23 protein-coding genes are annotated in these 22,393 nt (G+C 39.6%); 5 read left to right on the top strand and 18 right to left on the bottom strand.

Going from position 1 to position 22,393, the window contains the following annotated elements; translation table 11 throughout:
- Positions 1–21 precede the first annotated feature (21 nt).
- The 4 genes from EV282_RS04195 to EV282_RS04180 all read right to left on the bottom strand — a co-directional run bounded on the left by EV282_RS04195 (position 22) and on the right by EV282_RS04180 (position 3,653).
- Complete coding sequence (locus EV282_RS04195; protein ID WP_242611829.1) at positions 22–606, bottom strand: superoxide dismutase family protein; 585 nt, start codon at positions 604–606, stop codon at positions 22–24.
- A 69-nt stretch (positions 607–675) separates the two neighbouring features.
- Complete coding sequence (locus EV282_RS04190; RefSeq protein WP_130294044.1) at positions 676–1,359, bottom strand: peptidase E; 684 nt, start codon at positions 1,357–1,359, stop codon at positions 676–678.
- Positions 1,360–1,645: 286 nt separating this feature from the next.
- Complete coding sequence (locus EV282_RS04185; RefSeq protein ID WP_130294042.1) at positions 1,646–2,965, bottom strand: ABC transporter permease; 1,320 nt, start codon at positions 2,963–2,965, stop codon at positions 1,646–1,648.
- Positions 2,949–3,653, bottom strand: coding sequence for an ABC transporter ATP-binding protein (locus EV282_RS04180; RefSeq protein ID WP_130294040.1), 705 nt, complete (start codon positions 3,651–3,653; stop codon positions 2,949–2,951). The genes EV282_RS04185 and EV282_RS04180 overlap by 17 nt, the downstream gene beginning before the upstream one ends.
- A 435-nt stretch (positions 3,654–4,088) precedes the next feature.
- Here EV282_RS04180 and EV282_RS04175 point away from each other — a divergent pair, with 435 nt between their 5' ends.
- Positions 4,089–5,723 (top strand): M20/M25/M40 family metallo-hydrolase, encoded by a 1,635-nt coding sequence (locus EV282_RS04175; protein ID WP_130294038.1) that lies wholly within the window; start codon positions 4,089–4,091, stop codon positions 5,721–5,723.
- Between the two features lie 51 nt (positions 5,724–5,774).
- On the opposite strand, the gene EV282_RS04170 is transcribed toward EV282_RS04175, so the two are convergent.
- From EV282_RS04170 to EV282_RS04155, 4 genes are all read right to left on the bottom strand, one after another.
- Positions 5,775–6,539 carry a DUF4931 domain-containing protein gene (locus EV282_RS04170; RefSeq protein WP_130294036.1) on the bottom strand — a complete coding sequence of 255 codons (765 nt, stop codon included), beginning with the start codon at positions 6,537–6,539 and terminating at the stop codon, positions 5,775–5,777.
- 42 nt (positions 6,540–6,581) lie between these two features.
- The gene (locus tag EV282_RS04165; RefSeq protein WP_130294034.1) at positions 6,582–7,262 is read right to left on the bottom strand and encodes a hypothetical protein; all 681 of its coding nucleotides are present in this window, start codon (positions 7,260–7,262) and stop codon (positions 6,582–6,584) included.
- A gap of 4 nt (positions 7,263–7,266) precedes the next feature.
- A complete protein-coding gene (locus tag EV282_RS04160) occupies positions 7,267–7,815 on the bottom strand; it encodes a sigma-70 family RNA polymerase sigma factor (protein WP_242611901.1) in 549 nt (182 codons plus the stop codon).
- 326 nt (positions 7,816–8,141) lie between these two features.
- Positions 8,142–9,023 (bottom strand): GNAT family N-acetyltransferase, encoded by an 882-nt coding sequence (locus EV282_RS04155; protein WP_130294030.1) that lies wholly within the window; start codon positions 9,021–9,023, stop codon positions 8,142–8,144.
- 221 nt (positions 9,024–9,244) lie between these two features.
- Between EV282_RS04155 and EV282_RS04150 the strand changes: the two genes are divergently transcribed.
- Positions 9,245–10,555, top strand: coding sequence for a murein hydrolase activator EnvC family protein (locus EV282_RS04150; protein ID WP_242611828.1), 1,311 nt, complete (start codon positions 9,245–9,247; stop codon positions 10,553–10,555).
- A gap of 45 nt (positions 10,556–10,600) precedes the next feature.
- On the opposite strand, the gene EV282_RS04145 is transcribed toward EV282_RS04150, so the two are convergent.
- The 4 genes from EV282_RS04145 to EV282_RS04130 all read right to left on the bottom strand — a co-directional run bounded on the left by EV282_RS04145 (position 10,601) and on the right by EV282_RS04130 (position 14,344).
- Positions 10,601–11,377, bottom strand: coding sequence for a protein-glutamine gamma-glutamyltransferase (locus EV282_RS04145; protein WP_130294028.1), 777 nt, complete (start codon positions 11,375–11,377; stop codon positions 10,601–10,603).
- 63 nt (positions 11,378–11,440) lie between these two features.
- Positions 11,441–12,466 (bottom strand): ABC transporter permease, encoded by a 1,026-nt coding sequence (locus EV282_RS04140; protein WP_130294026.1) that lies wholly within the window; start codon positions 12,464–12,466, stop codon positions 11,441–11,443.
- Positions 12,450–13,454 (bottom strand): ABC transporter permease subunit, encoded by a 1,005-nt coding sequence (locus EV282_RS04135; RefSeq protein ID WP_130294024.1) that lies wholly within the window; start codon positions 13,452–13,454, stop codon positions 12,450–12,452. The genes EV282_RS04140 and EV282_RS04135 overlap by 17 nt, the downstream gene beginning before the upstream one ends.
- Before the next feature lie 32 nt (positions 13,455–13,486).
- Positions 13,487–14,344, bottom strand: coding sequence for an ABC transporter permease subunit (locus EV282_RS04130; protein WP_130294022.1), 858 nt, complete (start codon positions 14,342–14,344; stop codon positions 13,487–13,489).
- A 133-nt stretch (positions 14,345–14,477) separates the two neighbouring features.
- On the opposite strand from EV282_RS04130, the gene EV282_RS04125 reads away from it, so the two are divergent.
- Complete coding sequence (locus EV282_RS04125) at positions 14,478–15,302, top strand: hypothetical protein (protein ID WP_130294020.1); 825 nt, start codon at positions 14,478–14,480, stop codon at positions 15,300–15,302.
- A gap of 186 nt (positions 15,303–15,488) precedes the next feature.
- Positions 15,489–16,946, top strand: coding sequence for an NAD(P)/FAD-dependent oxidoreductase (locus tag EV282_RS04120; RefSeq protein WP_130294018.1), 1,458 nt, complete (start codon positions 15,489–15,491; stop codon positions 16,944–16,946).
- 164 nt (positions 16,947–17,110) lie between these two features.
- Here the strand turns inward: EV282_RS04120 and brnQ are convergent, their stop codons facing one another.
- The 6 genes from brnQ to EV282_RS04090 all read right to left on the bottom strand — a co-directional run bounded on the left by brnQ (position 17,111) and on the right by EV282_RS04090 (position 21,888).
- The gene (gene brnQ, locus EV282_RS04115) at positions 17,111–18,421 is read right to left on the bottom strand and encodes a branched-chain amino acid transport system II carrier protein (protein WP_130294016.1); all 1,311 of its coding nucleotides are present in this window, start codon (positions 18,419–18,421) and stop codon (positions 17,111–17,113) included.
- 188 nt (positions 18,422–18,609) lie between these two features.
- Positions 18,610–19,143 carry a YhcN/YlaJ family sporulation lipoprotein gene (locus tag EV282_RS04110; RefSeq protein WP_226535724.1) on the bottom strand — a complete coding sequence of 178 codons (534 nt, stop codon included), beginning with the start codon at positions 19,141–19,143 and terminating at the stop codon, positions 18,610–18,612.
- A gap of 137 nt (positions 19,144–19,280) precedes the next feature.
- Positions 19,281–19,895, bottom strand: a complete 615-nt coding sequence (locus EV282_RS04105; RefSeq protein ID WP_130294014.1) for a DedA family protein — start codon at positions 19,893–19,895, stop codon at positions 19,281–19,283.
- Positions 19,896–20,025: 130 nt separating this feature from the next.
- Positions 20,026–20,541, bottom strand: a complete 516-nt coding sequence (locus EV282_RS04100) for a GNAT family N-acetyltransferase (protein ID WP_130294012.1) — start codon at positions 20,539–20,541, stop codon at positions 20,026–20,028.
- 3 nt (positions 20,542–20,544) lie between these two features.
- Complete coding sequence (locus EV282_RS04095; RefSeq protein WP_130294010.1) at positions 20,545–21,459, bottom strand: Nif3-like dinuclear metal center hexameric protein; 915 nt, start codon at positions 21,457–21,459, stop codon at positions 20,545–20,547.
- Positions 21,460–21,888 carry a GNAT family N-acetyltransferase gene (locus EV282_RS04090; RefSeq protein WP_130294008.1) on the bottom strand — a complete coding sequence of 143 codons (429 nt, stop codon included), beginning with the start codon at positions 21,886–21,888 and terminating at the stop codon, positions 21,460–21,462.
- 73 nt (positions 21,889–21,961) lie between these two features.
- Between EV282_RS04090 and EV282_RS04085 the strand changes: the two genes are divergently transcribed.
- Positions 21,962–22,273: an MTH1187 family thiamine-binding protein gene (locus EV282_RS04085; protein WP_130294007.1), complete on the top strand. Its 312-nt coding sequence runs from the start codon at positions 21,962–21,964 to the stop codon at positions 22,271–22,273.
- Positions 22,274–22,393 lie beyond the last annotated feature (120 nt).

Below are 22,393 nucleotides of genomic sequence, written 5' to 3'. Positions count from 1 at the left end.
CAACGAGAAGCCGGCTTGTTTTTATTTTTTAATTACTCCGCACAACACGCGGTCGCCTGAGTTACCGGCTGGATCTGTTTTGTAATCATCTGCATCCGCATGTATAACGAGTGCTGTTCCCCCGTTTGAAAACAGGGAGTTTGATTTTCCTTCAGCAAGTGACACCATCGTTGATAACACTTCCTCATGAACAACGCCGCTTTCGTCAGCAGTAACATTGAGGATATCTCCAACATGTGGTCCTTTAGGATTTAAAAAACCATGTTTTTTATCCGTCGGGTTAAAATGGCCGCCTGCCGACTTGAAATCCGGCGGTGTGCATATGGCTTTTTCATGAAAGTGAATACCGTGTTCACCTGGCTTTAGACCAGTTGCATTCGCTTCTATTTTTACGCCTTCTGCTGTCTGGGTCAGCGTTGCTTCACCAGCTTTTTTACCTTTCGTGTCTACTAGATTCACAATGTACAATCCGCCGCTTACTTTACTAGATGCCGCTTGTGACTCTTCCATCTCATGATCTTTATGCTCATCTTCCTTTTTGTTTCCGCATGAAGCAAGTATGGTTACTAGTACCATGAGCATCATGATCTTTAATATTTTTTTCAAAAGATTTTCCCTCCTGATGATTAGCGATATTCTATTTTCCGCCCAATCATCAGAACTTTAAACATCATTTTAAAGAAAATGAGTTTCAAGTACTGTTTCTATAACTTCTCCGTTTACTAGTTGAACATAATAGGCTTTAGCATTTTCTCGGGAACTCACAACCCTTTTCAGTTTTCCGTTAATAAAATGCAACGCCGCCCCATCATCCGCTGCATATCCATCTTTTAATCCTTCTTTTATAAGGCTATGATAGGCGGGTCTTCTTTCTTTTTCTCCATCATAATGTGGACAATGACTTCCTTGGAGAAACCCTAAACACGAAAGCCCTCGAAGCGGTCCAAATGAATCTGTTACCCCTTCTTCAAACCAGCAAAGAGATCCTGCACTTAAACCGGCTAAAATCTTACCTTCTTCATATGCCTTTTTGAGCAGCAGATCCAGCTCCCACTCCCTCCATAGTGCAAGTAAATTTTTCGTGTTCCCTCCACCGACGTAAAAAATATCCTGCTTCTTAACAAACTCTTCTATGTTTTTAGGAGGAGAAAATAAAGAGAGATGCTCTGGCACACAGTTCTCTGCTTCAAATGCATTATAAAAGCGTTCGATATAACCATCTGAATCTCCGCTTGCTGTCGGGATGAAACAAATATGAGGTTTTTCAGCTTTTGATTGCGCAAGTATGTAATGATCGAGTCTTTTGTTCTCTGGTTCCATCGAAAATCCGCCGCCACCCATTGAGATGATCTGTTTCATGTTGATCTTCACTCCTTTTTAGTCAATTTCGCTTATAATGGTCATTCTCCTGTTCAATTCTGGAAAATTTTCTTTCTGAGAAAAACAAATTTAGAGTGCATATTTATTTATCCAGAAATATGACACAAGAATCCAGATAAATGATCGCCCAATCCAGAAATATTGAGGTTCAATCCACAAAAAAAGCCTCTGAATCCACAAATACATTTTTTCACCCCATATTTGTACACCCCAAAAAGACATTCTCACAGAAGAAACACCAGCCGCTACTGGCTGGTGTCTACTTTTAAACATCTCTTCTTAAAGCTTTTAAAACATCTACCGTTGTTGCTTTTGCAGCAGGTCTCCATCCTGATAGTAAGGTAACGCCCATGCAGATTGTTACCGCTATTGCCGTCAGACTCCAAGGAATATAGGAAAGCATGAACCCTTCCGGTGGTGTTTCATTAACGAACTGCTCAATTATAATGGGAAGAGCAAAGTTCACGCCATAACTGGTGATGTAAGCTAAAAGTGTCCCTAATCCTACACCCCATAAACCGATATAGGCGCTTTCTAACAGGAAGATTCGTTTAACGGTCTTTGGAGTAGCTCCGATCGCTTTCATGATTCCGATGTCCTGCGATCTTTCGGTTACCGCCATCGTCATCGTGTTAAATATACCAATAGAAGCGATTAAAACCGCAATGGCCCCAATGAAAATCAATCCTGCTTTAAATAAGGTGAAATAAACATTCATCTGTTTTAACTCTTTAATGATCGAATACGTCATGTAATCCAGTTTTTCAATTCGATCTGTTACTTCTTTCACATCATCCGCGGATGCGGTAAAAGCTTTCACTTCGCCATAGTTCTTTAATTCATCAGCGGATGCGATTTTTGGATCTTGTTTTCCTAAGATCGAAATTACCTCATTGTATAAATCTTCTGTGATAAATACAGAATTATCGTGTGCCCATTCTCGTGCAGGCTTTTTTCCAATTCCAACGATTTTCACATCAACCGTTTGAACAGGTCCTTCAATTTTTATGTCAGGATTATCCGTCTTCAAATGATACGTTAATGTCTTGTTTAAAAGCTCGCCTTTATAAGAAAGCTCCTTCATCTTTTCTTGAGCTTGTTCCTCACTCAAGCCTTCCAAATAGTTATCTGGCTGATCTTTTCGTAAATCTTCTGCAAAATGATAGCCAACAACGATTTCATTTTTATTCTTTGGCATACGGCCTTTATCAAGTTCAAATCCCGCTTTTTCTTCAGAAGGCATATGAGCACTCATTACATTGGCAAAAGTATTAAATTCATCAATCGAAAGCTGGTTTGCCGGTGTATATTTTTTTCTCGTTACCGCTTTAACTCCTTTAATCTGTTCTAGCTTCATTACATCGTTTTCTGTCATCATACCGCTTTCTTTTTGCACTTGAATTTCGTTCACCATACGAAAGCTCATCACATCGTCTACAGCTGTTTTATGGATGGCAAATCCAATGGAAGCCAGCATGATCAAGAAAGCACATCCGATCGTTGATGCAAGGATCGTCATCCAGAGGCGCGTTCTGTTTTTCTTCATATTGCTTCTTACAAACTTGTGCTTATCTTTGAACTTCATGAAGTATTCTCTCCTCTCTTAAGTACCCATCAATGATTTCAACTTTACGATGGGCGATGGAAGCTACCTCATGGTCATGTGTAATCATTAAGAATGTGATCCCGTAGTTTTCGTTAAGTTCTTTTATAAAACATAAAAGCTGTTTTTCATTTTCCGAATCTAAGCTGCCAGTAGGTTCATCAGCCAAGATTAGTGGAGGGTTCAAAATTAATGCTCTAGCGATACTTACACGCTGCTGCTGTCCGCCTGACAACTCCCCTGGGTAATGATTTTGGAATGATTCAAGACCTACCCGTTTTAACATTTCTTCGGTTCTCTTTTTTCTTTCGGGCACATTTACTCCTTTCAAAACCAGAGGAAGTTCTACGTTCTCAAAAGCTGACATGGACGGGATCAGCTGAAAACTTTGAAAGATAAAACCAAGATGGTTCAGACGGAACTCTGCCCATTTTGATTCAGAGAACTTGCTTACATTGGTTCCATTAATCGTGATGCTTCCTACCTCTGGTTGGATAAAACCAGAGATCAAGTTTAATAATGTTGATTTACCAGAACCGCTTCTTCCCACTACAGCAACGATTTCACCTTCTGCAACTTGAAGATTAACATCATGCAGTACAGGAACAATGTTTTCTTTTCCTTTTTTTCCAATCTTAAATGCATAAGATAAATTGCTTACAGAAATCATTTCCCCACCCCTTATGTATTAAGTGTACTATTTAGTATAATACACATATACCATGTAAATCCACTAACTGTCAATACATTCCAAAACATTTTTTAATAAACGGTTCTTCATAAAAGAATTGCTCCATTGACAAGTTGATTGAAATGTAAGGGTGCGAGACTCCTCGAAAATGAAAATCAATTTTCTTCGTGCGATGTATCGCTGTCGTAGCCTTCCTTGTCCTGCGGGACGAGTGGGACAGGGGAGACTCCTAAAGACGCAAAGCGTAAGGAGGCTCACCGCCCGCCCCCCGGAAAGCGAGCAGCCTGAAACGGAAATCAACTACTCTCACATACACCCGGCAACTTTAATTTCACAGTCCCCCTTTTTTAAAAAAAGGATTTATAGGGAAAGAGTAGTATAGTAAACAAAGGCATACATCAAGGAGGGACATACATGTTAAAGTGGCAGTCTAAAGAGGGTTATATGAAACTATTAAAAGACCTGGTATCTATTCCGAGTATTACAAACCAAGACGGAGAAATGTTCATGGCCGAGCATCTCTACCATACTCTTTCTTCTCTTGAATATTTTACAAAGAACCCAGATCATCTTCGTCATCATCCAACTCCGGATGGCCGGAAGCTGATAACTGCATTCGTTCAGAATGACCCTTCTGTAAAAGAAACGATCATTCTCTTAAGTCATTTTGACGTTGTTGCGGTTGAGGACTTTGGCGAATGGAAGCACCTGGCTTTTCGTCCTGATGAGTTGACTGAAAAGATAATAGAAAACAAGAAGCTTCTCCATCCTTTTGTACAAGATGATCTAAACTCTGGTGAGTGGCTGTTCGGCAGGGGAACAATGGACATGAAAGCAGGAGTTGCCCTTCATATATCGATGATCGAAAAAGCAGCAACGGGCCATTTTAAAGGAAATGTTCTAATGATCTCTGTTCCGGATGAAGAAGTTCATTCAGCAGGAATGCTGGCAGGCGTCAGTGTTTTACGCGGGCTTCAAGAAGAATATGATATGAAATATATCGCATGTTTAAACGGTGAACCAAGTTTCACGAAATTCCCTGGGGATACCTCTCCTTATATGTATACAGGGTCTACTGGCAAGATTTTGCCCGGCTTTCTTTGCTATGGAAAAGAAACACATGTCGGAGAACCTCTCGCCGGTATGAACGGAAATGCGATGGCAGCTGAGATTACGAGAGAACTAGAATGGAACGTTGATTATGTTGAAACCTTTCGTGATGAAGCAACTCCAGTACCCGCTAATCTTATTCAAAAAGATTTAAAGGATCACTATTCTGTGCAAATACCACACGCAGCAGTCACACTTTTTAATTTAATGCTGTTTAACAGACCGCTTTCTGAGATTACGAAAATGCTCATTACAAGTGCCCAGAAAGCTGCAGAATCGCTTGAGAACAGATTGTATGAAAAGAGCCAGCAAGTCTCAAAGATTATTCCTTTCACGCCTAAAAAAGAGAGGATCAAAGTGCTTACTTTTAATGAACTTTATGAACATGCGGTGGAAAAATACGGTCAGGAAGAGCTGGATCGAAGAGAAAACATGCTTCAGACCAACAATCCGAACGCAGATGAAAGAGAATTAACCATACAATATGTGTTCGAACTTGCCAGTCTTTGCAGGGACTTAGCCCCAATGACGGTTCTTTTCTATACACCGCCTTTTTATCCGGCTGTATGTTCAAGCGACCATCCATTGATTAAACACACTACTGAAAAAGTGGTAAAACATGCTCAAGAAAAGTTCAGCAGCAATCTCGTGAACGTGCATTACTTCAGTGGTTTATCCGATTTAAGTTACATCGGATTTAAAGGGGATGCCCGTGACCTTTCTTCGTTCACGAGTAATTTCCCTCTATTAGGATCCAGGTACAACATTCCGTTTGATGACATGAGAGAGATCGACATACCGGTAATTAACATAGGTCCTCTCGGAAAGGACGCTCATCAGTGGACAGAACGGATTGAGATTAATAAAGTGATGGATGAAACTCATCCTTTGATCGTTTATGCTATGGAAACATTGTTTGAAAAAAGCCGTGAAAACTAACAACATCATAAAATCGAAAAACCAGATCTGTACTAAACAGATCTGGTTCTTTTATGCGGAAAAATAGATTTCCTTGATTTTATTAGCGATCTTTTCTATGTTGTTTGCCACCTGCTGAACGCCATACCCCATGTAAAGAGGTGAAGTAACAAAGCGTGGCATGATCTTGCAGTACGTTGTTTGGTTATTTTTGTAGAAAAATAAATTGTAACTCGTACAGTTTCTATGAAAATGATTCAGCAAGAAATGCGTTCCTGCTTGTATGCAATCTGCGAATACCGAAAGCTCAGCATCTTTTTCCCAGATCACATTCAGCTCATAAAAACCGACACGCGGCTTATCTGAAATGGTAAACCTAACGCCTTCCTTTTCAAACACTGGTATTCCTTCAAACTGACTCTCTGAAAAGTCATGTTGACAATCAACTTCGTTCAAGCCGATTATCTGCATATGTGGATGCCTGATTGTACCTCCAGATAATGGTCCATGGTTTTTAAAGAACATGACGGAACGGTATTTTCCGCTTTGAATCATCCGCTCCCAATGTGCGATTCCAAAATTCAGGACTTTATAGAGGTGTTCCTTTGTGTACTCAGATAAATCCCCTTCGCATTCGTCCGTTTCAATCAGGACGGTTTGAAAGGCTTGATCGAGCACAGTATACTTATTTTTCACTAAAATAATCGAACCGCTCTTATCGAGGACTTCTTCCAGTTCATCGATACGGCAAAAAGGACAAGGAGTTTCTCTGTTCTTAATGCTGTTAGGTTTTTGTGCTCCTATATCAGTAAAGAAAGTAATATGTGTATTTTTCATGCTTTTCACCGCTTTTATTTGTTTCCTTTGTATCTTCTATTCTTAATGAATATTTCCTGTTCCCGTGTACGGGTGTTTATCAGAAAGTTGTTCCCACTTCAGTATACCTTCTTTTTTATCGATTGAACCAAGCCAGTCATAACTGAAATCAACCTGAAGTCTTTCTGCAAGCAAGTCATCTCCTGTTTCTCCTGCTGTATACACCTTTACATTAACATAATTCCAAAGCTCTCCCAAGTATTCTTGTGCTTCGTATGGTTCATTCAATGTTAGATGGGACACTTCTTTTAAGTAGGATTTTGTTAAATTTATTTGTTCTTCTCGCGTCAAATTGTCAGGAAATATAATGTGTACTGATAATGTATCCCCTCTTTGGTAAGCGTCTACACCTGTTACATCATGGTGGTTTCTCATATCGTGCCTTGCTTTTGTCAAAATTGCCTGATTAGCATAAGGAATCTTCACCATTTGTTCTGCTTCCTTTTGTTTTACGTTTGACGGTGTGCTCTGTGCGAACTGGATAAATATAAAGATGAAGGCTACTCCAAGCGCCAAACTCATACTTTGGTGAAACCAATGATATAACCAGCTCTTTGGAGCAGGAGGTCTGTTTAGATCACGGGTCTTCTGCAAAACTTTCTGTCTATGTTCTTCTTTAAACGTAATATTTTTCATTCGGCCATTGTTGAATATTTCAGGCAGCTGCTTTAGAGGATCTTCCATGATTTCATCTCCCCTTCTCCAATTTGCGCCGCAGCATTTCTCGTCCTCGTTGAAGCAATGTTCGGATCGTCGGCTCTTTTTTATGTAAAATCTGACTTATTTCAGAAACGGTTAGTTCTTTATAATAGAAGAGAAGAATGACTTCTCTATACTTAAGTGGAAGTTTTAAAACCTCATCTGCTAAAGCTTCGTGTTCACTTTTTTGTACAATCGTAAGCTCCGGTGTTAAAGCAGAGGACTGTTTAGATTTTCCTAAACGGTCAATGACATGGATATACTTTTTCCAACCGCTTCTTAAATAGTCCTTACAGATGTTAACCGTAATCGCATATACCCATGTTTTAACAGAGGATTCACTCCGGAAATTATCTTTATGGACAAAGCATTTGACGAACACTTCTTGAGCCAAATCTTCTGCAAGTTTTCGATCCTTAACATACGTATAAGCTAGCCTGATGACTTTGTCTTCATACAGTTCCATGATCTGTATCAGCCATTCTTCTTGACTGAGCCCTTGTGAAAAAAGCTCTTGTTCTTTGCTGCTGCGTATCATTTTCAAGTCCTCTCCCCCTTTCCACCCTTACATAGTACTTAGACGATTGTACGTTTCTTTTTTATTCATTTTTAAGTTTGATTGTTCAAAAAAGTAAGAGGAGTATTGATTTCCACTTCAGGATGCTCGCTTTCCGTGGGGTGCTCGGTGAGCCTCCTCTGCGCTTCGCCCGTTAGAAGTCTCACTACCGATGTGAGCTTCCTCGTCGCATGCCTAACGAGATGTTTTTCAGGTAGCAGGCACGCACCTTACGCTCCAATCAATTGTCAAAGAAGCGTACTCATCAAAAAAGATTAAAGAGCAATATTCTTTTAGTAAGTAGTCTTTCAAAAAGATGCTGTAACAGGAAATGCGATTGGCTGATTGCAAATTGGCAGCTTGCCTCTCACCATCAGAGTCCCTTCCTTCTTTTTAGCTTGAAGGTCCTTTGTATGTATCAATTGGTCAGGCGTAAAGTGAATTTCTACACTCTTGAATACTTCAGGAATGGCGCTGCAAATGTCAGCTAGACCTATCGAACTTTTTGAGACCACATCATAGAGTACTAATACATGATCCTTTACCTCGTAAACTAGCAGTGATTCTAAAGATTCACTGTAAAACAGCTTCTCAGAAAAAAACGGGTTGTATAGATTCAGGTACAATGAATGTTCATAGTTTAATGGTGCGAAAATAAGGGAGTTGGAATGCTCGCTGACAAAACAAGACTGTATGATCTCAACATCGCTTCTTTTAGAAAAATCCAGTTTCTTAACTGAACTGCTTCTCATGCTTAGATTTCGAAATGCTTCAGTAACAAATATATGTTCCTCCACTTTCCCAAATCCGTACTTTTCATAAAGAGCTGGTGTTTCGGTCTGCAAAAATATAAAAGAGTAATGGTTAGTAAGGTCTTCTAATACTAGATTCATCAATTTCTTCATATACCCTTTACCTCTTTCAGAAGGCAAGGTCATTACGGATTGGATTCCAGCTGCCGCAACTGCCTTCCCATCTATTATCCAGCTCATGGGAATGACTGAAACATTAGCGACCGCACGATTCTCTTTAAAAATGGTATAGGGACAGTAATTCGGATCCCAAAAACCCCTATCATAATAGTCTTGCAGCATATGAGCAGGTATTCCAAATACTTGTTCAAACAGCGGATAGAGAGATTCACGGTGACATTTATTTAGGGGCTGACTTTTTTGTAATGTTAATTCCATAGTTATACCTACTTTACATCTTAATCTATCAATCTAAATATACCATTTATATCCCATTAAAATACAAATCCATACACAGTTAAGTCGAATTATGTTTCATCGTGTAACATTTTGAAATATAAATGTAATATTATTTCGCGATAACAGACCCCCGAACAATGTTATAATCACTTTTGTAAAGAAATTGGCAACATTTGCACTTACAAGGAGGAGTACCCATTTTGAAACGCAAGCTTGTGATGGCTACATTGTCTCTCAGTCTAGCTTTTAGTACATATACCGTATCGGCAGAAACCCTGTCTTCTATAAAAGAAAAGAAAGAACAAAACCATTCTGAACAGAATCAAACAAAGAGCGAGTTAAAAGAAAATCAAAACCAGCAAGATAACATGGTTAAACAAATAGAAGATTTAGAGTCTTCCATTGATAAAACACTAAGTCAGATCGGCAACAAAAAAGAATCTATTAAAGAAACAAAAGGTTCCATCGAAAAGCTGAAGAAAGAAATCGAAGTGCTTGAAAAAAGAATCAAGGAGCGTGACGAGCTTTTAAAAGAACGCGTAAGTTCGATGTATGAAAGCGGCGGAGCAGTAAATTACCTTGATGTTTTATTAGGCGCAAAAGATTTCGGCGATTTCCTGGATCGAGTATTTGCTCTTAACGTGATCGCTGAGCAAGATAAAGCGATATTAGAAGAGCACAAACAAGATAAAGCTGACGTTGAAAAGAAAAAAGGGCAAGTTGAAAGTGAACTTACATCCCTTAATAACGATTTAAAAGAGCTTGAAGGACTTAATCAGAAACTGACTGCTCAGAAAAAGCAGAAAAATGCCCTTCTTGCACAATTGGAAAAAGAAGAAGAACATTTACATGATCATATTATGAAATTAGATGAAAAGAACGACTTACTCTCTGCTCAAGAAGCTGCGATTAAAGCAGAAATTGCACGTGCAAAGAAAGAAGAAGAAGAGCGCAAAAAAAGAGAAGCAGCTGCAAGAGCGGCGGCAGAAGCAGCAGCAGCTAAAGCAAAAGCGGAAGCAGCAGCTAGAGCGAAGAGCTCTTCAAATTCTGGTTCTTCAAGCCCTGCGCCTGCGCCTGCGCCTGCTCCAACACCAGCTCCTGCTCCTGTATACCGTGACTTCATCTTCCCTTCACAAGGGATAATCACGTCTAACTTCGGTAACAGAAGCAGCGGTATGCACTATGGAATGGATATCGCTAAACGCGGAAGTGCTGTACCGATTGTTGCAGCAGCTTCAGGAACCGTTTCAAAAGCATATTACTCTAGCAGTTATGGAAATGTTGTTTATATTACTCACTATATTAACGGTCAGTTGTATACAACGATCTACGCGCATATGAGAACAACTCCAGCTGTAAGATCAGGACAAGCTGTTTCTCAAGGTACGTTCCTTGGCTATCAAGGAAACACAGGAGCTTCTCGCGGTCAGCATCTGCACTTCGAGCTGCACAAAGGACCATGGAACGCTTCAAAATCAAATGCTGTTGACCCAAGACCATATCTTCAATAATTAAACGTAAAAAGACGCAGAGATCTTTGACTCTCTGCGTCTTTTTCATATGACTCCCCCGAGAAGACGACGGACCGGATGTCTTGTGTATTCTGACATCAACCGGTAGTTCGGCCGGATTATTTCAGCTGTGAGGAATGCGGGCACTGTTGCACCTGGAATCCTTTTTCTGTTTAAGACATCAATAATCTCACCGATCGTACCCGTTCCGATTCCATGTCCGAACACTTGGCCGTTCCCAAGGTCAATCACGTTCTCCCCTTGCCATTGCGGCGTATTTGGGTGATGTTCAGGGTTCTTAATGTACTTTACATCACCAGGCAATGAATCTCCGGATGGCACGGCAATGATCTGCAGATCCGCATCATGTTCTGTACTATATAGAAGCAATCCATTAAACAATTGATTAAACATTTTCGCTCCAATTGTCTCAAGCACTGCCTTATACAGCATAATCATGATAGCCGTTGTACACTCGAAGCCATACCTTTTTCCATTAATGAAAATATCCGTTATGGCATCAGACGGATTGGCATCCGGCCGAAGTAAGAATCCGCCATATGCTGTACGTCTCCAATATTGAGGATTACAGCGTGCATTTACAAAAGTGGAAAAACTAGCACCGCTGTCCCGCATGGCATAAGCGGCAGCAACGATATTCGAACGCATAATCACTTCAAACAAGAATTGGTGAGGACTTCTGTAATAAAAAGATTCTCTAGAATTTTTCAGCTTTAGGCCGATCTGTTTCTGGGTGGCTGTAAGCTGATTAAAACCAGAGATTTGGTCAGTATTTACTGAATAGCCATTAACAAATATCAATTCTCTCCCCCCTGTCTGCACAGGATATTACATACTATGGCAAGGGGAGAAAGTTGGTGTTTTTTAAGCGCCTCTATTTTGCAGAAATTGAAATTTGCCACTAGCCTTAACTGCAACTTCTTGTTTCTCAGACGTTTTCTCTTCTTTGAATCCTTTAACATTCCTAGTTTCCAGATGTTTTTGAAAACCTTCTGCCATTAACTGAAACGCATAGATCTCGATTCCGAACATGATGATCGGACCTAACGCAATCGCAGGATTACCTTGTATATAAGTATAATAGTTCCCCACAAGACCGGACCATTCGTTGGATAAAGATTTTGGCGGGTCACCCCAAAACGGATTGAAATCAATATCGGTCCCTCCAAAGAACAGTTTAAAATAACCGAGGTGTGTAAAGATGATCAGCACCTGTACACATTGCTGGCACCATACGATAATAAGCTTTGGCAATAAGTGAGGCATTACGTGCTTTTTAAAAACTCTCCACCTACTTGCTCCTAAAACGTTCGCTCCCTCAATAAAATCTTCTTTTAAAGTAGACGCCATCATGTTTCCGATCATCGAACCTAGCAAAGGCACAACTAATAACGTTAATATAATAATTTCAAGACCAATACGCTCTGCAAAAGAGTATATAAAATACTCTTCCATCTCCGGTATTTTGATCTGTTCTTTTAGGATCGGGCTTAAAATAAAAATGGCTAGGATTGTGAGTGGGATAAAATAAAAGGAACTCAGCAGCTGATCTAAGCTTTTTCTAATTTTTTCAGGCATATAAAAAGCGAGAGGTATGGCTACAACAAAACTAAAAATGACCCTAAGGACCCCGATAACAATTACACTTATTAAAGTGAATTTAGCTCCTTGCAAGACCTTACCTGCCGTATCATAGCCGAGAGGGTCTGTTCCTAACGGGAACATGAAAGAAGGTTCGAACGGAGCTGCTTCTATAGGGGTCATGTTTTCATCATAAAGAACTTGAACCTGCCTTACCTGGCTATCGAAAAATACCGAAAATATAATACTTGAAACAATCAATCCAAAAATGATGAAAAATCCAGTCCAAAATTTAAAGTTTTTTATCAATATAATCACCTCTTTTATAGAGGAATTCAAAATTTATACGGGGTGAATCGGCATAACCATTTTGATGAATCTTTCTTTTTTTCATTCCCATAACATTTCTTGTATCAAGATGACGCTGAAAACCCTCTGCCATCAATTGAAAAGCATAGATGCATATCCCAAACATGATGATCGGTCCAAGTGCGATCGCTGGGTTCGCGTGCAGCAGATTATAATAATCACCAATCAAGCCAGACCATTCGTTTGTTGTTGATAACGGAGGATCAGCTACATAAGGGTTGTAATCCACATCGGTTCCTCCAAAAAACAATTTGAAGTAACCTAGGTGAATAAAAATAACTAACACTTGAACACATTGCTGGCAGAATACGATTACTAGATTCGGCAGGACATGCGGCATGATATGTTTGGAAAACACTCTCCATTTACTTGCTCCGAGCACTTTTGCCCCTTCGATAAAATCTTCCTTTAATGCAGAAACAATCAGATTTGCAATTAAAGATCCGAGCAGCGGAACAACCAGCAAAGTTAGTACAAGGATCTCGATTCCTACCCTTGCTTTATAAGAATAAAGAAAATACTCTTCCCACCCAGGCATCCTTAACTGCTCCCAAAGAACAGGAGTAAGTATGAAAACAGCTACGATTGTCAACGGTACAAAGTAAAAGGAACTCAGCAGCTGTTCTAAACTTTTTCTTAAACGATCGGGTGTATACATTGCCAGCGGGATAGCGAATAAGAAAGCCGTACATACGCGCAGCAACCCGATTGCAATTACACTGATCAGCGTAAACTTTGCTCCCTGCAGCACTTTCATCGAGGTATCATAACCTAGAGCATCTGTACCCATCGGAAACATGAGTGAAGGATTGAATGGTGCCGCACCAATCATATTCATATCATCGTCATAAAGGATCTGTACTTGCCGTATATTACTGTCGAAGAAGATTGCGAAAATAAGACTTGCCCCTATTAAACCTGCGATCATAGAAAAACCGAGCCAAAATTTATAACTTTTAATTATAACGCTTCACTCCTTTTCGAATATCTCATAATGGTCCATTCGAACAGTGCGAAGATAAGAAAAAAAGGGATGACTAAAAGAATCAAGCATGCAGCAAGCATCTCTGGTCTGAAATCATGATACATATAATGAGTGATGCCGTGGATATTGAAGATGATTTCTACGAGCAGAAGATTTGAGATCATAAACCAAAGTACCGATTTCGAAAAATGAAAAATTCCCTCACTCGTGTTCCTCGTTACGTGGAACACGAGGACATACAGTCTCTTCATCCCTTTAGCTAAACTCGTTTCAACATACTGCTTTCCCATTTCCTCTTCGGTCATGAGAATCATCATTTTATAAAAATATACAAACGGCAATAACATGAGACACGTTATAGGAACGATATAAATTCTGTCTTCTGCACCTAATGAAGCTACATTTGAGACTAATACGCCTGTCTTTTTATAGATCAGAACGATGCCCATTTGCACGAGTGCAAATACTAGCAGATCTGGCAAGGATTCTAAAAAGGTAAGAATGTTTTTTATTATTCGCCTTAAGAAGTTCGGCAGCATCAGAGTCCCCCATGTCAGGACTTGAGCGAAACAAAATGCAATGAATAATGCACCAAAAAGAATAGTAAGGGAATAGAAGTAAGGTTCCCATATATCTTCTAGAAATGGACGTTTTATGCCTTGATTTAAATAGGTCATCTCGTTAAAGCGCAGCATTTCTATAAATACAGTCTTAACTTTCTCAAAATAGGCTGATACGTTTTTATTCATGATGAGTTCAGGCAAACCGCTAATTAATATTATGGATAAGAACGTTAATAAAAGTTGCATTAGCAGTTTTTTTGCTATTTTCATTACACTCCTCCTCCCTGTTTCTTTTATAGACGATTAGCATGCAGAAAATCATTCATCTCTTTTCCAATAGAAGGATAAAAACGAAAAAATAACCCATATTAAGGAAGAGAAAAAATGGAATCGAGGATTCAATATGTGGAAGAAAACTGTTATAGGAATCTTACTGACCAGCAGTCTATTTTTGTACCCTGAAACCTACCTCGCAAAAGAACCATTAACTTATTTTCCGATCGTAAAAAAAGGAGAGGTTTTACCGTGGAAAAAAGTCAGCGAACTTATTCCAAAAGGTTCAACATTCAAAGTGATTGATCTGGAAACGGGTTTTTATTTTCGAGTACAGCGAAGAGCCGGAAATCAGCATGCAGATGTTCAGCCTTTAACACATGATGATACTGCCGTTTTAAAACATCTATATAACGGAAAATGGAGCTGGAACCGCCGGGCTGTCCTGATTCCTGTGAAAGGGAGAATGATCGCGGGAAGCATGCATGGTATGCCTCATGGAGCTGGTGCGTTAGAGAATGGCTTTCCTGGCCATTTTTGCATTCATTTTTCAGGAAGCTCTACTCATCGCTCAAGGAATATTGATCCATCTCATCAACTCATGATCTTAAAAGCTGGCGACCAGCTAAACCGATATGCCTCAGGAGCAAGTGCAAAGCAAGCAGTTTCCATGTTCCTTGTAGGCATGAAACAGCAAGATATTAAAATCGCGAAGCCAATATTAAGTACAGCTTTATTAAACAACTCTCAGATTAAGGATCTATTCAAAGGCATAACAAGTATGCAATACGAAATTAAGAAAAAGAGTACAAGATACCCGCCTATCGTGCGTACCGAGGTCGCTGCAAAAGTTAAACAGTATGATGAGGACGGCAAGCATAATAAGGTTTATAAATTCTCTTTAGAGCGCAAGTCCATGACAGATGGATGGAAAATTATAAAGATTAAGTACTAATATGGGACTGTTCCAAAAGTAAGGTAAACTTGCTTTTGGCAGTCCCATTTTCTATAAATACGAATAATTTATATTTTTTTATAATAAATCGTTCGGTTTTTAGTTGAAATGTGTCCGAATAATTGTTATATTTACCAAGGGTTAAAACAATTGAAAGAATTCATCTACTTTTCCAAGGGGGATATTATGAATACCCATTATGATGTTATCGTTGTTGGAGCAGGTCCGGCTGGAATATTTACAAGTTACGAACTAACGAGACAACTGCCAGAAGCAAAAATTCTATTGATCGATAAAGGTCACGATATATATGCAAGATCTTGTCCAATTTTAGAAAAGAAAATAAAAAAATGTCCGCCAGCAGCTGGAAGAAAAGAATTTGCTGGCTGTCTGCCTGCTTGTTCCATTACGAATGGTTTCGGCGGTGCCGGTGCTTATTCAGATGGCAAGTTCAACATTACCTCCGAATTCGGCGGTTGGATGACAGATTATCTTTCAGAGGATAAAGTTGTAGAACTTATTAAATATGTTGATGAAATAAATCTAGATCATGGTGCAACAGATTCCATTACAGATCCTCTTACACCAGAAGTTAAAGATATTGAAAAACGCGGCTATGCTGCAGGATTAAAGCTGCTGCGTGCACAAGTCCGCCATTTAGGAACGGAACAAAACTTAGAAATTCTAAAAAGTATATATGAGTATTTAAAAACGAGAATTGATATGAAGTACAAAGCAGAAGTTGAAGATATTCTTACTGAGCGTACAGAATCCGGATACGTATCAAAAGGAATTCTTTTAAAGGATGGGACTTCGCTATCTGCTGAAAAAACAGTAATTGTTCCAGGCCGTGACGGATCTACATGGCTGACAAAGATTCTAAAGAAACGCCGTATTAAGATGACTGCAAATCAAGTGGATATTGGTGTTCGTGTGGAAACTTCAAACCTTGTGATGGAAGAGATCAATGAGCATCTGTACGAAGGAAAGTTCGTTTTCAATACGTCTGTAGGAACAAAAGTCCGTACTTTCTGCTCCAATCCTTCAGGTCATGTTGTGGTTGAAAACCATTCAGGAATCATGCTGGCGAACGGTCACGCTTATAAAGACCCTAAGCTTGGAAGCGAGAATACAAACTTTGCTTTGCTCGTATCGCACCAGTTTGCTGAGCCGTTTGACCAACCGACTGAATATGCTCATGAAGTATCAAAATTAGCCAATCAACTTTCCATGGGTGGTCTTGTGGTGCAAAAGTATGGAGATATTCTAAAAGGCCGCCGTTCAACGGATAAACGAATCAAAGAAGGATTTCTGCGTCCTACTTTAAAAGAAGCAGTGCCTGGAGATCTTGGTCTTGTCCTTCCTTACAACACAATGAAAAGTCTTATTGAGATGACGGAAGCTCTAGACAAAGTAACGCCGGGAATCGCTTCTGAACATACGCTCTTTTATGGGGTAGAAGCTAAATTCTATTCAGCCCGTCCAAAACTTGATGATAAGTTTGAATCTGAGATCAGCGGGTTATATGTGGGAGGAGACGGTGCAGGCATCACTCGCGGCCTTGCCCAAGCAAGTGCATGCGGTGTATGGATCGCACAAAATGTTGCGGTTAAGTTAAAAGAGAAAATGCCGGCAATGGTCTAAATTAAAAAAGCAGGTTTTGTACTCTTAGTTGCTATGGGAAGTGTTGATTTCCAATCCACTAGTCAATGAAGAAATAAATTAAACTTTTCAAAAACAGCTATTTATAAATGAGCAAAACAAAAACGATGCAAGAAGGATTCGCTCCTTCTGCATCGTTTTTTTGTTTAAGTTGAGAATATGACGATTCTTCCTCTGATCAAAGCAATGATAAAACCGACGATTGCTCCTATAATAGCAGGAATTAGCCATCCGATTCCGTCGGCATACAAAGGAATGTGAGAGTAAATTTGATCAATCGTTCCCAAGTTCATGCCAAACGCTTTTAATCCATCTGCAATCGACACTAATGCTGTTGCGATGATTGAACCGAGATAGACTTCCTGTCGCCCTGAGAATGCGTCATGGAAGAATGATAAGATGATCAGCACTATAGCTACTGGATAGATCGCTGTCAAAACTGGAACAGATATTGTGATCAACTGGCTAAGACCAACATTGGCCACTCCAGCACTAAAGATGCTCAATACAAGAATGACAAGTTTATATGGCAGCTTCGGAAACATTTTATGAGCGAATTCGCCCGTTGCCGTTACAAGTCCAACAGATGTCGTCAAACAAGCGAGTGCTACTGCTAAACCGAGTAACAGGTTCCCCGGCTCTCCAAACAGCTGATAAACAACATTCGTTAAAATCTGTCCGCCATTCTCAGATTTGCCAAGAGTCTGGCTTGTTGCACCAAGATATGCAAGGATGCCATAGACTCCTGCTAGACAAACAGCGGCAATGACACCAGCTTTTATAACCATCTTTGTTACATTTTCCTTCTTCATACCTGGTTTTTTAACGGCAGAGATTACTACGATTCCAAAAGCCAGGGCACCCAGTGTATCCATCGTTAAATATCCATCCATGAATCCTTTAACTAGTGGACTGCTCTCGTATTCTGGTGAGGCCTGTCCAAGTTTTCCAACAGGTGTGATTAGCGCTTTTACAAGTACGGAACCAATAATAAATAGCAATAAAGGCGTTAAAATATTCCCGATCCGATCTACGAGCTTAGATGGATTTAACGCAAGCCAATACGTAATCGCAAAAAACACAACTGTAAATAGGAATAAAGGCAATCCTGTATCCATTCCTTCAGGAAGAAACGGCAAAGCAGCCATTTCGAATGCTACTGTCCCTGTTCTTGGGATTCCAAAGAATGGTCCAATCGCTAAATATAAGATAATTGCAAAAACGGATCCAAATAAGGGATTAACGCGCTCCGTAAGAGTTTGCAGTCCCCCGCCTGCTCGTGCCAGAGCGATAACACCTAAAAGCGGCAGCCCCACCCCCGTTATGAAGAAGCCAGCCATTGACTGCCAGACCATTCCCCCTGCAGCCTGCCCTAATGCCGGCGGGAAAATTAAATTTCCTGCTCCAAAAAATAATGCAAATAACATTAACCCCACTGAGAGTGTTCGTTTCTCCATGTAGTGTTCCTCCTCTGTGGCCCATTAAATTTATCTATTTTTATCGAAAAATGTCGAAATTATTTAAATACCATATGTATTTGTAACACGATTACCGATTGGAGTCAATATTCAGATATAATGAATTTTCTAACAAATTATAACAAGAGTGAAGGACTGAGATGTTCTCAGCCCTCTTTTTTTCGTTATTAACGGTTTGTAGGGAACATACGGCGGATCGTATCATTGAATTCTTTAACGAAACCTGAAACCGGATTTCCTTTGTTTATGTCATCTGCCCACCCATTCATGCGGTCGATGAAGTCAGGGTTAGTCGAGACAAATACATCATTAATATCAGGATCTGTATTTCGTACAGTATCTCCGATCATTTTTTCTGTTTCTTTTGTAAGCTTCATGCTTTCGCCGCCTTTAAGCTTTGCAGCCACATAAGCGTTATTATCCGTTACGATAACAGTTGCATCTTCTACTTCCTTTAAATCCGTAACTTTATTGGCAGCTTCGTCTGCAACATCCATACGTGCATTTTCGTCGTACTGGTTGTCCATGCCCATATTCATGTTGTTATCCATGTTACGGTCCGCACGGTTATCGTAGTTTACTTCTGTCATGTTGTTGCGTGCTTCTTCACCCATGTCTTTATCGTTATTATTCATCCCGCAAGCTCCAAGGAAAGAAGACAGCATGACGGCCATAGAAGTAACTAAAATTGTCTTTTTCATTTTGTGATGACACTCCTTTTGATAAATTTTTGACTGTCATCTTATAAAATTTGTAGAGATGAGAGAAAATATACATGACAAAAATGTTTAAGTGTGATAAAAACCATAATAAAAAACGCCTCATAAAAAGAAGCGTTTTATTTATACCATTCATTTGAATAGGTGCTTTTATTTTTCGGTTTAAAGATCAGCCACACGATTAAGCATAATGCTAATAGAGAGAATGCGTAGATACCGATTTTATGAATGACGTCCATCACAATGTACCAGCGCCCTGCAAGCTGATAACCGATCAAAATAAAGAATGAACACCAAAATACAGCACCGCAATATGCGTAGATAGCGAACTGTCTAAATTTCAAAGAGTACATACCTGCGAAATAAGCAGTGAGATGCCTGACGCCAGGAACAAAATAGCCAAAGAACAAAGCCGTTTTTCCGTATCTTGAAAAGAAATTTTGTGTTTTATTTATTTTTTCATCAGAGATTCCGATTTTAGGACCAAGTTTGTACAATAATGGTCTTCCGCAAATACTCCCAAAATAATAGCTCCCAGTAATTCCTGTTAGCGCTCCCAAAAATGCACTTAATACAGCCGGAACCATAGGCAGGTCACCAGCAAATATAAAATAGCCGACCGTAGCTAAAAGAATTTCATCCGGAATCGGCAATCCGATTATGCCTAGAGCTAATAATAGAAAAATACCGAAATAGCTATATTGATAAATAATATTTATTAAGTCATATTCCATGACGTCACCAACTTCTTTTTTTACACCTTCTACCATTGTAACGATAAGATGGGGTATTTGGAAAGAGGAAAACAAAATTTGTTAAGAAAATGTGTCTTTTTAATATATGCTAATGTGGACGAGATGGACACTAATCTAAAATCAACTGCAAATCTTGCCACGCATAACATTCTTCCATGAGGCTCTGACTACCGATCGCGATCAACTCTTCATCTATCTTTATCCCGCCAAGTGAAATATATGCTTTTTTTGCAGGATTATCTTTTAAAACCCATACAATCATACTTTTTTGACCTTGTTTTACGAGCTGCTGACTGAATCTTTTAATCATTTTAGTTCCATAACCTTTTTGCTGGATTTCTTTTAGCAGATAGAAGGCATAAATCTCACTCTCATAGGGATGATCAGATCGAATACGGCCGCCTGATATAAAGCCCCAAATGTCATTATGATCATCTTCCAAAACGAAAACGATATGAGACGGACCTTGTAAAAGCCACTCCTCCCATCTAAGAGTCCTTTCATCGATAGACATTTTGGACAGATAATTAGAATCCACTATTCCCTTATATGAGGCCTGCCAGCTTTGCACCTGAACTTTTGCTATTTGAGCTGCATCTTTTACTTCAGCATGACGAATTTTCATTTTCTAAACCCACCACTTTTTTTGAGGGATCAAGGTAACTGGCAAATGAAATTGTTCTTCAAACCAAGGTTTGAGCTGTGTGGCATGGACTAAATATTCTGAAGCAGCATGTGAAACACCTATTAAACTCATCGTTGTAGTTTGGCAGTATTCTTTCATTTCATCAAATTTTTTCTTGCCGTATTCATTATCGATATGGCAATGCACTTCACCCGTTATGTATGCTTGTGCTCCTAGCTTTTCTGCTTCTTTCATCGCATATACTTTATCTCCACATCCGGCAGCAATGGCAACTTTCGTGATAGATGTGTGCGAGGGTCCTTCTAAATCTGCATATGGGATTTGAAAAATTTCTTTTGATTTTTCAATGAGGTCCTCTGTTGTTGCAGGTGGGATCTCACAAATTACTCCGCATGCTCCTTTTTCATCTCTAAAAAACTCAACCACAACCTTCGCGCCATATGCTTCTGCCATCGCGTCACTTGTGCTGATCGTTCTAGAATAATCGAGCGGAACATGAAGGGTAAATACCGATAATCGCTTTTCTTTCATTTTTGCGATTAATTCAGGGTGGATAGGTAAGAACCCCCTCCCCCATTCCCCTTGAGGGTCACCGCATTCCATCACAAGCGGATGATGCATAAAGAGAAGATCTCCCGGATGACTTTCTTCAATAAACCGTTGGAGTACCTCGTCTGTCGGGAATACAGCTAAGAAAATGCGCTCGACTTCCTCATCTCCTCTTAACATAAGACCATTAAACAATTCATTAAACTCCGGTTCAAATTCTTTGCGCCAGTTGTAATTAATAGGTTCATAAACCATCGGAATAAAACGACTGAACGCTGGATCTGTGCCTATTGCTCTATACTGGAAAAGCGCATCGATCACTTCATCTATTTTTTGTAGTTTTGCCATTTAATTTGTGAACCTCTTTTCTATAAAATAAATAATCTCAGGGTCCCCTTCATCAAGATTGTCTATAAAACCGCTTTTAGTAAAACCGCTAGCTTCAAAAACCTTATGCATCGCATCATTTGATTGATTAGTAGAAGAGAAAAGCTTCTCAGTCGGTGAGATTTCAGTCATATGTGACAGCAATGCACTTGCGTGTCCCCTTCTTTGGAAAGATGGCCTAATCATGATCAATGAAACAAAACAGCAATCGAAAAAGGAAGTATGGTAGATTAGAAACCCTGCCAATTCTGAATCATCAAAGACTAGCAAACATCTATCTTGTTCGACAGCTTCTCCTATTTCTTCCTTTCTCCGGTCTGTTCCTATCATTTCTTTATCTATTGTAACGATGTTTTCCAAATTTGTATTTTTCGCCTTTACTATTTTCATTGTTTTCCCACTTTCATTTTTGTTCTTTCTCTCACATTTGCTACAATATGAAAAAAGAACAGGAGTTGAAAAAATGCCTATCGCAGATATTACTATTATCCCAATCGGTACGGAAACACCGAGTGTAAGTTCCTATGTAGCAAAAATACAAAAGGTACTTCAGCAAAATGAAGAAAAGGTAAAATACCAGCTTACACCAATGAGCACATTGATCGAAGGTGAGCTACCTGACCTTTTTGATGTGATCCAGCAGCTTCACGAAGTTCCATTTGAAAATGGGATTCAGCGTGTAGCTACAAATATTCGCATCGATGACCGACGCGATAAAAAATCGACGATGGCCGGCAAGCTGCAAGCGGTTGAGGAGCAGATGAACCGCTCGTAAATCTCGAGAACCGCTTGTAAATCCTGGGAACCGCTCGTAAATCTTGGGAACCGCTCGTAAATCTTGGGAACCGCTCGTAAATCTTGGGAACCGCTCGTAAATCTTGGGAACCGCTCGTAA

The sequence above is a fragment of the Fictibacillus sp. BK138 genome, assembly GCF_004216955.1.
GTDB lineage: Bacteria > Bacillota > Bacilli > Bacillales > Fictibacillaceae > Fictibacillus.
This window is presented reverse-complemented; position numbering and strand designations above follow the sequence as displayed.

Excerpts from the sequence above, each read along its gene's own strand:
- EV282_RS04130 (WP_130294022.1), bottom strand. The coding sequence starts at position 14,344 with ATGAAAATAGCAAAAAAACTGCTAATGCAACTTTTATTAACGTTCTTA.
- EV282_RS04085 (WP_130294007.1), top strand. The coding sequence starts at position 21,962 with ATGCCTATCGCAGATATTACTATTATCCCAATCGGTACGGAAACACCG.
- EV282_RS04120 (WP_130294018.1), top strand. The coding sequence starts at position 15,489 with ATGAATACCCATTATGATGTTATCGTTGTTGGAGCAGGTCCGGCTGGA.
- EV282_RS04160 (WP_242611901.1), bottom strand. The coding sequence starts at position 7,815 with ATGATACGCAGCAGCAAAGAACAAGAGCTTTTTTCACAAGGGCTCAGT.
- EV282_RS04165 (WP_130294034.1), bottom strand. The coding sequence starts at position 7,262 with ATGGAAGATCCTCTAAAGCAGCTGCCTGAAATATTCAACAATGGCCGA.
- EV282_RS04110 (WP_226535724.1), bottom strand. The coding sequence starts at position 19,143 with ATGAAAAAGACAATTTTAGTTACTTCTATGGCCGTCATGCTGTCTTCT.
- brnQ (WP_130294016.1), bottom strand. The coding sequence starts at position 18,421 with ATGGAGAAACGAACACTCTCAGTGGGGTTAATGTTATTTGCATTATTT.
- EV282_RS04185 (WP_130294042.1), bottom strand. The coding sequence starts at position 2,965 with ATGAAGTTCAAAGATAAGCACAAGTTTGTAAGAAGCAATATGAAGAAA.
- EV282_RS04170 (WP_130294036.1), bottom strand. The coding sequence starts at position 6,539 with ATGAAAAATACACATATTACTTTCTTTACTGATATAGGAGCACAAAAA.
- EV282_RS04190 (WP_130294044.1), bottom strand. The coding sequence starts at position 1,359 with ATGAAACAGATCATCTCAATGGGTGGCGGCGGATTTTCGATGGAACCA.
- EV282_RS04135 (WP_130294024.1), bottom strand. The coding sequence starts at position 13,454 with ATGATCGCAGGTTTAATAGGGGCAAGTCTTATTTTCGCAATCTTCTTC.
- EV282_RS04105 (WP_130294014.1), bottom strand. The coding sequence starts at position 19,895 with ATGGAATATGACTTAATAAATATTATTTATCAATATAGCTATTTCGGT.
- EV282_RS04175 (WP_130294038.1), top strand. The coding sequence starts at position 4,089 with ATGTTAAAGTGGCAGTCTAAAGAGGGTTATATGAAACTATTAAAAGAC.
- EV282_RS04100 (WP_130294012.1), bottom strand. The coding sequence starts at position 20,541 with ATGAAAATTCGTCATGCTGAAGTAAAAGATGCAGCTCAAATAGCAAAA.
- EV282_RS04090 (WP_130294008.1), bottom strand. The coding sequence starts at position 21,888 with ATGAAAATAGTAAAGGCGAAAAATACAAATTTGGAAAACATCGTTACA.
- EV282_RS04155 (WP_130294030.1), bottom strand. The coding sequence starts at position 9,023 with ATGGAATTAACATTACAAAAAAGTCAGCCCCTAAATAAATGTCACCGT.
- EV282_RS04180 (WP_130294040.1), bottom strand. The coding sequence starts at position 3,653 with ATGATTTCTGTAAGCAATTTATCTTATGCATTTAAGATTGGAAAAAAA.
- EV282_RS04095 (WP_130294010.1), bottom strand. The coding sequence starts at position 21,459 with ATGGCAAAACTACAAAAAATAGATGAAGTGATCGATGCGCTTTTCCAG.
- EV282_RS04125 (WP_130294020.1), top strand. The coding sequence starts at position 14,478 with ATGTGGAAGAAAACTGTTATAGGAATCTTACTGACCAGCAGTCTATTT.